At 63.6% G+C, this 12,322-nt stretch carries 11 protein-coding genes; 7 read left to right on the top strand and 4 right to left on the bottom strand.

Annotated elements, in window-relative coordinates; genetic code table 11:
• The first annotated feature begins 22 nt into the window (after positions 1-22).
• From serC to aroG, 3 genes are all read left to right on the top strand, one after another.
• Positions 23-1,111: a 3-phosphoserine/phosphohydroxythreonine transaminase gene (gene serC / locus ACZ9IL_RS08765; RefSeq protein WP_476003159.1), complete on the top strand. Its 1,089-nt coding sequence runs from the start codon at positions 23-25 to the stop codon at positions 1,109-1,111.
• A 226-nt stretch (positions 1,112-1,337) separates the two neighbouring features.
• Positions 1,338-2,621 carry a 3-phosphoshikimate 1-carboxyvinyltransferase gene (aroA, locus tag ACZ9IL_RS08760; RefSeq protein ID WP_042638807.1) on the top strand — a complete coding sequence of 428 codons (1,284 nt, stop codon included), beginning with the start codon at positions 1,338-1,340 and terminating at the stop codon, positions 2,619-2,621.
• 202 nt (positions 2,622-2,823) lie between these two features.
• Positions 2,824-3,879: a 3-deoxy-7-phosphoheptulonate synthase AroG gene (gene aroG / locus ACZ9IL_RS08755; RefSeq protein WP_476003158.1), complete on the top strand. Its 1,056-nt coding sequence runs from the start codon at positions 2,824-2,826 to the stop codon at positions 3,877-3,879.
• Positions 3,880-3,969: 90 nt separating this feature from the next.
• Here aroG and ACZ9IL_RS08750 read toward each other — a convergent pair whose 3' ends face one another.
• Positions 3,970-4,692: a TerC family protein gene (locus ACZ9IL_RS08750; protein WP_476003157.1), complete on the bottom strand. Its 723-nt coding sequence runs from the start codon at positions 4,690-4,692 to the stop codon at positions 3,970-3,972.
• Positions 4,693-4,797: 105 nt separating this feature from the next.
• Here ACZ9IL_RS08750 and ACZ9IL_RS08745 point away from each other — a divergent pair, with 105 nt between their 5' ends.
• The 3 genes from ACZ9IL_RS08745 (at position 4,798) to ACZ9IL_RS08735 (ending at position 8,060) form a co-directional block, all read left to right on the top strand.
• Positions 4,798-5,913: an ATP-NAD kinase family protein gene (locus ACZ9IL_RS08745; RefSeq protein ID WP_476003156.1), complete on the top strand. Its 1,116-nt coding sequence runs from the start codon at positions 4,798-4,800 to the stop codon at positions 5,911-5,913.
• A 107-nt stretch (positions 5,914-6,020) separates the two neighbouring features.
• Complete coding sequence (locus tag ACZ9IL_RS08740) at positions 6,021-6,299, top strand: YfcL family protein (RefSeq protein ID WP_476003155.1); 279 nt, start codon at positions 6,021-6,023, stop codon at positions 6,297-6,299.
• A 99-nt stretch (positions 6,300-6,398) separates the two neighbouring features.
• Positions 6,399-8,060: an AMP-binding protein gene (locus tag ACZ9IL_RS08735; RefSeq protein WP_476003154.1), complete on the top strand. Its 1,662-nt coding sequence runs from the start codon at positions 6,399-6,401 to the stop codon at positions 8,058-8,060.
• Between the two features lie 72 nt (positions 8,061-8,132).
• On the opposite strand, the gene cdd is transcribed toward ACZ9IL_RS08735, so the two are convergent.
• From cdd to ACZ9IL_RS08720, 3 genes are all read right to left on the bottom strand, one after another.
• Entirely contained in the window at positions 8,133-9,014 is an 882-nt protein-coding gene (gene cdd / locus ACZ9IL_RS08730; protein ID WP_476003153.1) for a cytidine deaminase, read from the bottom strand.
• 344 nt (positions 9,015-9,358) lie between these two features.
• Complete coding sequence (locus ACZ9IL_RS08725) at positions 9,359-10,045, bottom strand: LrgB family protein (protein ID WP_476003152.1); 687 nt, start codon at positions 10,043-10,045, stop codon at positions 9,359-9,361.
• Complete coding sequence (locus ACZ9IL_RS08720; protein ID WP_476003151.1) at positions 10,042-10,401, bottom strand: CidA/LrgA family protein; 360 nt, start codon at positions 10,399-10,401, stop codon at positions 10,042-10,044. Before ACZ9IL_RS08720 ends, ACZ9IL_RS08725 begins: the two co-directional genes overlap by 4 nt.
• 129 nt (positions 10,402-10,530) lie before the next feature.
• On the opposite strand from ACZ9IL_RS08720, the gene ACZ9IL_RS08715 reads away from it, so the two are divergent.
• A complete protein-coding gene (locus ACZ9IL_RS08715; protein ID WP_476003150.1) occupies positions 10,531-12,246 on the top strand; it encodes a glycoside hydrolase family 36 protein in 1,716 nt (571 codons plus the stop codon).
• Positions 12,247-12,322: the final 76 nt, after the last annotated feature.

Below are 12,322 nucleotides of genomic sequence, written 5' to 3'. Positions count from 1 at the left end.
TCATCCACTCACGGAAAGCGTCATGAGCAAACAGATTTACAACTTCTGCGCCGGCCCCGCCATGCTGCCGGTAGAAGTCATGGAGCGCGCCCAGCGCGAATTTTGTAACTTCCAGGGGCTGGGAGCCTCGGTCATGGAGCTGTCCCATCGCGGCAAGCCCTACATGGCGGTCGCCGAGAAGGCGGAAGCCGACCTGCGCGAGCTGCTGGCGGTGCCGGCCAACTACAAGGTGCTGTTCATGCACGGTGGCGGTCGTGGCCAGTTCTCCGCCGTGCCCATGAACCTGCTCGGTGGCGCCAACAAAAAAGCCGACTATCTGCTGACCGGCGTCTGGGCCGCCAGTGCCGTGGATGAAGCCCGCAAATACGGTGACATCCAGACCTTCGACGGGGTGGCCAAGAGCGCGCAAGGGGTCAGCCATCTGCTGCCGACTCCGGCGTTTCGCGCCGATGCGGCCTATGTGCATTATTGCCCGAACGAAACCATCGATGGCATAGAGATGTTCGACATCCCGGCCACGGGCAGCGTGCCCCTGGTGGCGGATCTCTCCTCCACCATCCTCTCCCGTCCCCTCGACGTGAGCCGCTTCGGGGTCATCTACGCCGGCGCCCAGAAGAACATCGGCCCCTCGGGTCTGGCCATCGCCATCGTGCGTGACGACCTGCTGAGTCAGGCCAGGGCGGATGTCCCGTCCATTTTTGACTACCAGCTCACCGCCAAGAACGACTCCATGTTCAACACCCCGCCCACTTACGCCTGGTATCTGGCCGGGCTGGTGTTCGAGTGGCTGAAAGAGCAGGGCGGCCTCGCGGCCATGGAAGCACGCAACAAGGAGAAGGCCGACTTCCTCTACGGCTATCTCGACGACTCCAGCTTCTACGGCAACCAGGTCGATGTCGCCTGCCGCTCGCGCATGAACGTGCCCTTCCAGCTCAAAAACGAGGCGCTGGACAAGCTGTTCCTGGCCGAATCCGAAGCGGCCGGCTTGCTGGCGCTCAAGGGGCACCGCATCGTCGGGGGCATGCGTGCCAGCCTCTACAACGCCATGCCGCTGGAAGGGGTCAAGGCCCTGGTGAGCTTCATGGACGATTTTGCCAAGCGCCACGGTTAAGCGGCCGCTCGCGGGCCGGCTGACGTGACTGGTGAGTCCGTCAGCCGGCGGTGAGGCCCCTGCCCTTGATGCAAGACGCCGGGAACGCCCCGGCGTCTGTTTTTCCAGCAGATCCTGAGCGTTCGCGCCAGCGGCCCGGTTTTTGTGCCAAGCGCAGTCTTGCCGCGCAAGGCGGGGGCTGTTAACGTCCGGTCAGGTGATTTAATTGAGATCGAACAGGAAGTCTATGAATTCGTTGCGTTTGGAACCTATTTCTCGTGTGACCGGCGTGGTCAATCTGCCCGGCTCCAAAAGTGTCTCTAACCGGGCCCTGCTGCTGGCCGCCCTGGCGCGCGGTACCACCCGGCTGACCAATCTGCTCGACAGCGATGACATTCGCCATATGCTGGCGGCGCTGACCCAGCTCGGCGTCAAGTACAAGCTCTCCGCCGACAAGACCGAGTGCACCGTGCACGGCCTTGGCCGCAGCTTCGCGGTGAAGGATCCGGTCAATCTGTTCCTCGGCAACGCCGGCACCGCCATGCGCCCGCTCTGTGCCGCCCTTTGTCTGGGCTCCGGTGAATACATGCTGGGCGGTGAGCCGCGCATGGAAGAGCGCCCCATCGGCCATCTTGTCGATGCCTTGCGCGAGGCGGGTGCCCATATCCAGTATCTGAAGAAGGATGGCTACCCGCCGCTGGTGGTGGATGCCAAGGGACTCTGGGGTGGTGACGTACACGTGGACGGCTCGGTCTCCAGCCAGTTCCTGACCGCCTTCCTGATGGCGGCGCCGATGGCGGCCGGCGACACCCGCATCCACATCAAGGGGGAGCTGGTCTCCAAGCCCTACATCGACATCACCCTGCACATCATGAAGCAGTTCGGGGTGGTCATCGAGCACGACGACTACAAGCTGTTCTACATCAAGGGCAACCAGACCTATGTCAGCCCGGGCGACTTCCTGGTGGAAGGGGATGCCTCCAGCGCCTCCTACTTCCTCGCGGCGGGCGCCATCAAGGGCAAGGTGCGGGTGACCGGCATCGGCAAGCACAGTATCCAGGGCGACATTCACTTCGCCGACGTGCTGGAGAAGATGGGGGCGCGCATCACCTGGGGCGACGACTTCATCGAAGCGGAGCAGGCGCCGCTGCACGGCATCGACATGGACATGAACCAGATCCCCGATGCGGCCATGACCATCGCCACCACGGCGCTGTTTGCCGAGGGGCCGACCTCGATCCGCAACATCTACAACTGGCGGGTGAAGGAGACCGATCGCCTGCACGCCATGGCGACCGAGCTGCGCAAGCTGGGTGTGGAAGTGGAGGAGGGGCACGACTTCATCACCGTCACGCCGCCCGCCAGCCTCAAGCACGCGGCCATTGACACCTACAACGATCACCGCATCGCCATGTGCTTCTCGCTGGTGGCGTTGTCGGACACCGCGGTGACCATCAACGATCCGGGTTGTACCTCCAAGACCTTCCCGGACTACTTCGACAAGCTGGCCAGCATCAGTCAGGCCGTTTGATCCAGATTCGATTGCCCCAAGGCCCGCCCAGTGCGGGCCTTGTTTTTTAAGTCCGCAAACAATTCGGTAGCAGTATTATTTCAACTTGCAAGACTGCGTCGCTAAATTCATTTAATGAAGATGTAATTTTCTATTTACACTGCTCCGGCTGCGGGCTAGATTGATGCTTCTATATCGCAGTTATCCAGCAGGAAGCCTTGTCATGAAGCATCAAACCGACGACGTTCGTATCAGTGAAATCAAAGAATTATTGCCCCCGGTTGCGGTGCTCGAGAAGTTTCCGGCGACCGAAACCGCCTCATCGACGGTGTTTGACTCCCGTCAGGCCATTCATCAGATCCTGGCCGGCGAAGATCAACGCCTGCTGGTGGTGATCGGCCCCTGCTCCATTCACGATCCGGTGGCGGCACTGGAATATGGCAAGCGCCTCAAGACCTTGCGTGACGAGCTCAAGGGTCAGCTGGAAATCGTGATGCGGGTCTATTTCGAGAAGCCGCGCACCACGGTCGGCTGGAAGGGGCTGATCAACGACCCTTACCTCGACAACAGCTGCCAGATCAACGACGGCCTGCGCATCGGTCGCAAGCTGTTGCTGGATCTCAACGACATGGGGCTGCCGACCGCCTCCGAGTTCCTCGACATGATCACCCCGCAATACATGGCGGATCTGATGAGCTGGGGCGCCATCGGGGCCCGTACCACCGAATCCCAGGTGCACCGTGAGCTGGCCTCCGGTCTCTCCTGCCCGGTCGGTTTCAAGAATGGCACCGACGGCACCATCAAGGTGGCCATCGACGCCATCGGTGCCGCCAGCGCGCCGCACCACTTCCTGTCGGTGACCAAGTACGGTCACTCTGCCATCGTCTCCACCGCCGGCAATCCGGATTGCCACATCATCTTGCGTGGCGGCCGCGAGCCGAATTACAGCGCCGCCCACGTCGAGGAGGTGGTGAAGGGGCTGGACAAGGCCGGTCTACCGCAGAAGGTGATGATCGACTTCAGCCACGCCAACAGCAGCAAGCAGTTCAAGAACCAGCTATTGGTGGCCGAGGACGTGGCCGGTCAGCTGCGCGCCGGCAGCAAGGCGGTGTTCGGGGTCATGGTGGAGAGCCACCTGGTGGAAGGACGCCAGGATCTGGTGGAGGGCTGCGAGCTCACCTTCGGCCAGAGCATCACGGATGCGTGCATCAACTGGGCCGATACCGAGGTCCTGCTGCGCAACCTGGCCGATGCGGTGGCGACGCGCAACGCGCTCTGATCGCCCCGGCCTAAGGCCGCTCACAGCAGATAAAAAAAGCGCGACCCTGGGTCGCGCTTTTTGTTGGCCTTGTGTGGCAGTAAGGGCCGCTTACTTGGCTTTTTCCTGATGGCCGCGCAGGCGGATGTTGATCATCTCCACCACCAGCGAGAAGGCCATGGCGAAGTAGATGTAACCCTTCGGAATGTGCATATCCAGTCCTTCGCCGACCAGGGCGACCCCGACCAGGATAAGGAAGGCCAACGCCAGCATCTTGATGGTGGGGTGGGCATCGACGAAGTCGCCGATGGCCTTGGCGGCAAACATCATGACACCGACGGCGATGACGATGGCCAGCACCATGACCGGCACGTGATCCGCCATGCCGACCGCGGTGATGACGGAGTCCAGGCTGAAGATGATGTCGAGGATGGCGATCTGCACCAGTGTCGACATGAAGCCGGCGGTCTTGCTGACTGTGCCCTGCTCCTCGGCCGCCCCTTCCAGGGATTGATGGATTTCGTGGGTACTCTTGGCGATGAGGAACAGCCCCCCCACCAGCAGGATCAGGTCCCGTCCTGAAACAGCCTCATCGAACAGGCTGAACAGCGGATGGGTGAGACGCATCACCCAGGCCAGGGAGAGCAGCAGCAGGATGCGGGTCCCCATGGCGAGGCCCAGACCCAGGACCCGTGCCCGTTGGCGCTGAGCCTCCGGCAGGCGACCGACCAGGATAGAGATAAAGATGATGTTGTCGATGCCCAGCACGATCTCGAGCAGGGTCAGGGTGGCGAGTGCTACCCAGGCAGAGGGATCAGCAATCCATTCCAGCATGATTGAACCTTGGTTAAACATTGAAGCAGCGCATTTTAGCAGGCAAGACCGGCTTGTCCCATAGCCCCGAACAGATAAAATAGTGCCGTTCAGAGGGAGAGAATCATGTTTCGTTTAGGGCTCATTATCAACCCGGTGGCCGGCATCGGCGGGGCGGTCGGCCTCAAGGGCAGTGACGGCGTGGTGGCCGAGGCGCTGGCGCGCGGTGCCGTGCCCAAGGCGCAGGAGCGGGCCCGTCAGGCCCTGCTGCCACTGCGGGATCTGACCGCGCCCTTCGAGTTGCTGACGGTCGAAGGGGAGATGGGGGCAGAGCTTGCCGCCGAACTGCAACTGCCGCACCGTATCGTCTACCAACCAGGAGGCCCGGCAACCAGCGCCGAGGATACCCTCGCCGCCGCCGCTCTGATGCGCGAGGCGGGGGTGGACCTGCTGCTGTTTGCCGGTGGCGACGGCACCGCCAGGGACATCTGCGCCGCGGTGGGGGAGTCCTGCCATGTGCTCGGCATCCCGGCGGGGTGCAAGATCCACTCCGGGGTGTACGGGGTGACCCCGGCCGCCAGCGGGCGGGTGGTGGCGCGGATGATAGGGGGCGAGCTGCTCAGTCTGATGGACGCCGAGGTGGTGGACATCGACGAGGAGGCGTTTCGGGCCGGCAAGGTGCGGGCCCGTCACTACGGCCAGATGCAGGTGCCCGGGGATCTGCGCTACGTGCAGGCGACCAAGCAGGGCGGGAAGGAGTCCGAGGAGCTGGTGCTGGCGGATCTTGCCGCCGGGGTGGTGGAAGAAATGGAACCGGATACCCTCTATCTGATGGGGTCGGGCAGCACGGTCGCCGCCTGCATGGCAGAGCTGGGGCTGGAAAATACGCTGCTCGGTGTGGATCTGGTGGAAAATGGCCGGCTTATCGGGCAGGATCTGTCCGCCGCCGAGATCCTGACCCGGATCCGCGGTCGTCGCTGTCGCCTGATCATTACCCTGATCGGCGGTCAGGGACATCTGTTCGGGCGCGGAAATCAGCAACTGAGTCCAGAGGTGATCAGGGCCGTCGGGCGAGACCATATTCAGGTGCTCGCCACCAAGAGCAAGCTGGCGGCACTCGATGGCCGTCCGCTGCTGGTGGACACCGACGACCCGGCACTGAACCGGTCGTTAAGGGGTTATCTGCGGATAACCACCGGCTACAAGGATCAGGTCATCTACCCGATGGCCAACCCGGAATAGGACATCAAGGATGCGGCTGGCCTGGCGCCAGAGAGCCGTGATCAACAGGATCGCGGTTCCACTCCCCGAATTTTTTGCCGGCAATCCCGGAAATGAGGCTGCGTTACATGACAATTCACGATTTTGAGCACAAGTTGTTGGGATTGATCGACACCATGGTGGCCACGGCCAGCGATGACGATCTGTTTGCTGGCGGCTACCTGCGCGGTCATATCTCGCTGGCGGTGGCCCGTGCCGAGCTGGAAGGCAAGACCCTGGTGCGGGATGTAAAGAGCTATGTCTTGCGTAGCCTGAATGAGGCCATCTTGCAGGGCGAGCTGTCCGAGCAGGACGAGGTGCTGGTGCAGGATCTGTGGCTGCGTTTGCAGCAACAGGCGGAAGCTTGATCCCATTCGCAATTCAAACAGAAGTTTAAGTAATCTGCTTCCCTGAGTGTTATCAAAAGGTTAATAATGGGACTCGCCTTTTGTTTCAGGGATTGAACTATGTCCTCCTCACGCATTGCCAACAAACTGCCGCTCGAGATGCTCTACCACTGGGAGCGGCAGTGTCCTGACCGAGTCTACCTGCGTCAAACCATTCACCGTGAATACGTCGACTTCACCTGGGGTGAGGTGGCCGATCAGGCGCGGCGCATGGTGACGGCACTGCGCGAGCTGGGGCTGGTGGCCGGTGACAAGGTGGCGCTGCTCTCCAAGAACTGCGCCCAGTGGTTTATCGCCGATCTGGCGATGCAGATGGGGCAGTACGTGAGCGTGCCCATCTACCCGACCGCCAACGTCGACACCATCGAATACGTGCTGCGCCACAGCGAGGCCAAGGCTATTTTCGTCGGCAAGCTCGATGACTGGCAGAGCCAGGAGGCGGGCGTGCCCGCGGATCTGCTGCGCATCGCCTTCCCCTATGACACCATGCCGGCCCCCCATCAGTGGGACGCGCTGCTGGCGGCGCATGAGCCCATTGCCGACAGCCCGGTGCAGGCGCCGGATGCCCTGCTGAGCCTGGTCTACACCTCCGGCAGCACCGGCAAGCCCAAGGGCGCCATGCTGAGCGTGGAGCGCTATGCCTGGTCCTGCGAGAAGCTGGTGGAGGCGGTGGCACTGACCGACGCCGATCGCGGCTTCTCCTACCTGCCCCTTGCCCACATCACCGAGCGGGTCTACATCTACGGCGGCAGCCTGTTCAGCGGCGCCACCATCGCCTTCCCCGAATCCCTCGACACTTTCATCGACGACGTCAAGCGTTGCCGTCCCACCGTGTTCATCTCGGTGCCGCGCCTCTGGGCCATGTTCCGCATCAAGATCCTCGAGAAGCTGCCCCAGCAGAAGCTGGACCTGCTGCTCAAGATCCCGCTGGTGTCGGGCCTCATCAAGCGCAAGTTGCAAAAGGGGCTGGGGCTGGAGCAGGCGCGGGTGCTGGGCTGCGGCTCGGCACCGGTGGCCCCGGCCCTGCTCGAGTGGTACCACAGGATAGGCGTCGAGATCACCGAAGCCTGGGGCATGACCGAGAACCACGCCTTCTCCACCCTCAACTATCCGTTTCGGGCCGACAAGATAGGCACGGTCGGCAAGGCGGGGCCCGGGGTGACCATCAAGATCTCTGACGAGGGAGAGATCCTCTGCCGCTGCGACGGCATGATGCTGGGCTACTACAAGGATCCCGAGCACAGCCGCGAGGCCATCGACGCCGACGGCTGGCTGCACACCGGCGACATGGGCAAGCTGGACAGGGAGGGCTACCTCACCATCACCGGCCGCATGAAGGACGTGTTCAAGACCGCCAAGGGCAAGTACGTGGCGCCGGTACCCATCGAGGGGCTGCTGGGGCAGGAGCCCATCATCGAGCAGCTGTGCGTCATCGGCTACGGCATGCCGCAACCGGTCGCCCTGGTGCAGCTTTCCGAGAGCGCGATGAAGGGGGATCGCGCCACGGTCAACGCCCAGCTGGAGGCGGCCCGCAACCGGGTCAACGACAAGCTGGAATCCCACGCCAGAATTCGCGGCATCCTGGTGGTGAAGAGCCCCTGGAACATCGAAAACGGGGTGCTGACCCCCACCATGAAGATCCGGCGCCACCTGCTGGAGCAGAAATACGCGGACATCGGCGATCGCTGGGCCGGCTCCCAGAGCATTATCTGGGAATCCTGACGGGCAGAGACATTTAGAAAACAAATACAAAAAGGGGAGCCAGTGGCTCCCCTAATGCATTTTGGCCGTGGATCAGACCGCCTGGTACTCCAGTTCGACGGTGCCCAGCGCCTTGAGGGTGGACTGAGCCGCATCTCGCTGGCTGATCGGGCTGTTGCCGTTCTCCAGCAGCACGGCGCGGCGCACCGAGGAGAGCTCCTCGCCGTTCAGCACCGCGTGGGCGCAGGCCATCTGCATCGGTGGCAGGCTGGGGTTGAAGGCGGCGTTCTCGGCGTAGCGGCCGCAGAAGACGCGGCCATCCTCGAACTGCAGCGCCACCGCGGCGTAGCCTTGGCTGTAGGGGGCATAGCTCTGGCGGGCGGCGGCCAGCGCGGCTTGCCACAGGGGATCCTCGCTCTCAAGCTTGAGCTCGTCGTGGGCCTGCGGGCTCATCAGTGCGTCGGTGATGTCGAGATCGGCGGGCCCGAACGAGTGGGGCAGGAAGGACTGCAGCTCGCTCAAGTCATCGGGCAGGGAGACCTTCAGGGTCTTGGCGGTGCTCAGCTCGTTCATGAACTGGCGGCAGTGGCCGCAGGGGGTGTAGTTGACGGTGATCTCACTGATCCCGGTCTCGCCGCCGAGCCAGGCATTGGAGATGGCGGACTGCTCGGCATGCACCGAGTGGAACAACCCCGGACCGGCAAACTCCATGTTGGCGCCCAGATACCAGGTGCCGCTCAGGCCACAGGCGATGGCGCCGACGAAGAACTTGGAGATGGGGGCGACCGAGCAGGCGGCGGCCAGCGGCAGCAGCGCCAGGCGCAGGGCACGATCCTCGAGGCCGGTGGCGGCTTTGAGCACGGCGATTTGTGCCGGGCTGAAGCTGGCGTTGAATCCCTCATCCAGCATGGGGCGCAGGGCCGCTTGCAAGGGGGCGGGCAGGGTCTCGAATGGCTTGGCAAAACGGGGATGCATACTGTGTCCTCAAAGGCCAATTGGGGGGCCATTGTAGGGAGCAAGCGCGGTGAAATGTGTGAGCGCGCTCACGCCTTGGTGGGCAAAGGGCCGCAGATGTTAAAGGAAACGTTTGTCTTTCGCAATTTATGTGTGATCTGTGCGCCGGCTCGCAGATGGCGCGGCTTTCAGGCCAGCATCATCGCCAGTTGGCACCTAAATTGGCGAGAGACATCGCATCAACGCCGAGGGATATGAGGATGTGCTGCGGTGCAGAGAGTAAACGGAAGAGACGCGAGTGATGGGAGGAACACCGCGGGTTGTGATCCCCCGCGCCTCCCATTTTTCGACGTTCGAGTCGATGCTCAGGTCAGCCAGTGATAAATGGCGAACAGCAGGGGGGCGATGGCGGCGGTGAGCACGCCGCACACCACCATGGCCAGCGACGAGAAGGCGCCCTGGGTGATCCCCTTCTCGGCGGAGGTCGCGGTGCCGATGGCGTGGGCACAGGCCCCCATGGCGAGCCCCTGGGCCTCGGGATCGGTGACCCGCATCAGCCTGAGCAGGGGGTAGCCTATCAGGGCGCCGACGATGCCGACCACCACCACCACGGCGGCGGCGATGGCGGGAATGCCGCCGAGGGACTGGCTGACGCTCATGGCGAGCGGGGTGGTGATGGACTTGGTAGCGAGCGAGGCCAGCAGCGCCGGATCCGCCCCCATCAGATGGCCAATCCCCAGGGTGGTGCAGATTGAGATCAGCACCGATGCCAGGGTGCAGAGGAGGATGGGCTTAAGCCTGGCCTGGATCTGGCGGGCCTGCTGATAGAGCGGCAGCGCCAGCGCCACCACCGCGGGTTCGAGCAGCGAGGTGATGGGGAAGGTGCCGTGCTGGTACTGCTCAAGCGGCAGATCCAGCCAGAGCAGCAGGCCTATGATCACGGCGGTGGGCAGCAGCACCGGGTTGATGATGGGCCAGGGCAGACGACGATAGAGGGCCCGGGTCATGAAATAGAGCGCGAGGGTCAGGGGTATGGCAAACCAGAACATCATTGCTTGTTCATCCTCTGGTAGAGGTGGCCGACGGTGGCGAGGATCAGCACTATGCCGAGCACCACGCACAGCATGATGAGGCCAAACGACTGGCGCAGGGGCTCGAGCCAGGCCACGAGGCCAACCGCCACCGGCACGAACAAGACGCCCATGTGGCGCAGCAGCAGGCCGGCGCCCTGCTCGACCCAGTGCAGCTTGATGAACTGCAAGGAGAGCAGCACGAACAGCAGCAGCATGCCGATGATGCTGCCGGGGAAGGCGAAGGGCAGCAGGGCCGCCAGGGCTTTGCCGGCCAGCAGGCAGGCGACGATGACCATGAAATCACGAAGGTAGAGCAAGGCGCGTTGAAGCAGCACTGGGGCCTCATCTTGGCAACTGTGAGCGAGGTCGCAGTTTAGCAGAGCGCAGGGGGCATGGAACAGGGCCAACTGGCCCACAGGTTATACAATGGCGGCCGCATCATTCTCATCCAAGTAGGAGATCCCATGTCGTATTCCTCTCTCTTGTCCCGGTTGCGCCAACTACCCGCCGACACCGCCCTGGCTCCCCAGCTGTTGCAGACCCGTGCATGGGACGGCCCCTCGTGCCGGGTGCGACTCGACAACACCGGCGCTGCGCCCCAGGCGGTACAGGACTGGCTGCTGTTTGACGGCGAGCTGGGCCTGGATCCCGGCTCGGCCATCTACGGGGAGGGGTTCCAGATGCTGGCCCAGACCATGGGGACCTGGCAGCGCCCCGAGCCGGTCGGGCGCTGCCCGGATGCCGGCGTCTATCGGATCAGCGCGGATCAGGGTTATCACACCGTCCACAACCTGCTGCTGGTGGAGCAGGACGGGGGCTGGCTGTTGCTGGCCTTCGCCAGCTGCCAGCGCTTCGGCGGCGAGTTCAGGCTCTATCCAAATGGCCGGTTGCAGATCCTGATGAACGGCGAGGGGCGTCAGCTGCTGCCAGGTGAACATTGGCAGAGTGAAGCCCTGCTCTGCCTGGAGGGGCCGGACAGGGAGGCCCTGCTGGCCGAGCTGGCGAACCGGATCGGCGTCGAGCACCCCAGCCTGGTCGCCGAGGTGCCGGCGCGCCCCAGCGGCTGGTGCTCCTGGTATCACTACTATGCAGAGGTGAGCGCGGACGACATCCGCGAGAATCTGGCGGTGCGCGCCGAGCGCTTCCCGGCCCTGCGCTACGTGCAGATAGACGACGGCTACCAGGCCAGGATGGGGGATTGGCTCACCCCTTCTCCCAAGTTCGAGCAGGGCGTGGCGGCGCTCGCCCGCGAGATCCACGCCGCGGGTTGCGAGCCCGCGCTCTGGGTCGCCCCCTTTATCGCAGAACCCGGCTCCCGGGTGTTTCAGGAGCATCCGGACTGGTTCGTGAAGGGAGATGACGGCCTGCCGCTGCCCTCCGAGAAGGTCACCTACGGCGGCTGGCGCTGCACCCCTTGGTATGTGCTGGACGGCACCCACCCCGAGGTGCAGGCCCACCTCGAGCGGGTGTTCCGCACCCTGCGCGAGCAGTGGGGCATTCACTACTTCAAGCTGGATGCGAACTTCTGGGGCGCCATCCACGGCGGCCAGTTCCATGACGCTTCCGCGACCCGGGTCGAAGCCTATCGCCGGGGCATGGCGGCGGTGCTGCGCGGGGCCGGGGAGGGCGCCTTCCTGCTCGGCTGCAACGCCCCTATCTGGCCGAGCCTGGGGCTGGTGCACGGCATGCGGGTGAGCGACGACGTGGAGCGCCATGGTCCCCGTTTTCGCCAGATTGCCCGCGAGGCCTTCTGCCGCGCCTGGCAGAACGACCGGCTCTGGGCGCTGGATCCCGACTGCGTCTGCCTGCGGGACCTGCCAAACCAGAGTGCCGGCGAGCAGGACTACCAGTTCCACCTCGCTGCTCTGGTGGCGAGCGGCGGCATGGTGCTGGCGGGGGATCGGCTGCAGGATCTGGACGAGCGGCAGGAGGATCAGTTGCACAAGCTGCTGGCCCTGTGCGAGGCGCGCGCGCCGGCGGCCCGCTTCGATGACATGAGTTTCAGCCGTGGTCGGGTGACGCTGCCGGGTGGCGGCGAGCTGCTCTGCCTGTTCAACTGGGACGATGGTGAGAAGGAGGTCGAGGTACCGGCAGGGGCCCTGGACTTCTGGGATGAGAGTCCGATGGGGCAGCACGTTGTGCTGCAAGCTGGGCAAGGCAGGGTGCTTAGCTACCGTTAAACGCAGTTAAATTAGATAAAAAGGCTCCCTCGGGCGCCTTTTTACGGTGTGTCGCCTTTCAAATTATATCTCTGGC

Source organism: Aeromonas sp. TECH754, from assembly GCF_056279295.1.
The sequence above is the reverse complement of the archived record's forward strand: the minus strand, read 5'-3'. Positions and strand labels throughout refer to the sequence as shown.

What these genes read in the sequence shown, in the direction of transcription:
- cdd (WP_476003153.1), bottom strand. Translation starts at nt 9,014, where the DNA reads ATGCATCCCCGTTTTGCCAAGCCATTCGAGACCCTGCCCGCCCCCTTG.
- ACZ9IL_RS08725 (WP_476003152.1), bottom strand. Translation starts at nt 10,045, where the DNA reads ATGATGTTCTGGTTTGCCATACCCCTGACCCTCGCGCTCTATTTCATG.
- ACZ9IL_RS08740 (WP_476003155.1), top strand. Translation starts at nt 6,021, where the DNA reads ATGACAATTCACGATTTTGAGCACAAGTTGTTGGGATTGATCGACACC.
- aroG (WP_476003158.1), top strand. Translation starts at nt 2,824, where the DNA reads ATGAAGCATCAAACCGACGACGTTCGTATCAGTGAAATCAAAGAATTA.
- aroA (WP_042638807.1), top strand. Translation starts at nt 1,338, where the DNA reads ATGAATTCGTTGCGTTTGGAACCTATTTCTCGTGTGACCGGCGTGGTC.
- serC (WP_476003159.1), top strand. Translation starts at nt 23, where the DNA reads ATGAGCAAACAGATTTACAACTTCTGCGCCGGCCCCGCCATGCTGCCG.
- ACZ9IL_RS08750 (WP_476003157.1), bottom strand. Translation starts at nt 4,692, where the DNA reads ATGCTGGAATGGATTGCTGATCCCTCTGCCTGGGTAGCACTCGCCACC.
- ACZ9IL_RS08735 (WP_476003154.1), top strand. Translation starts at nt 6,399, where the DNA reads ATGTCCTCCTCACGCATTGCCAACAAACTGCCGCTCGAGATGCTCTAC.
- ACZ9IL_RS08745 (WP_476003156.1), top strand. Translation starts at nt 4,798, where the DNA reads ATGTTTCGTTTAGGGCTCATTATCAACCCGGTGGCCGGCATCGGCGGG.
- ACZ9IL_RS08715 (WP_476003150.1), top strand. Translation starts at nt 10,531, where the DNA reads ATGTCGTATTCCTCTCTCTTGTCCCGGTTGCGCCAACTACCCGCCGAC.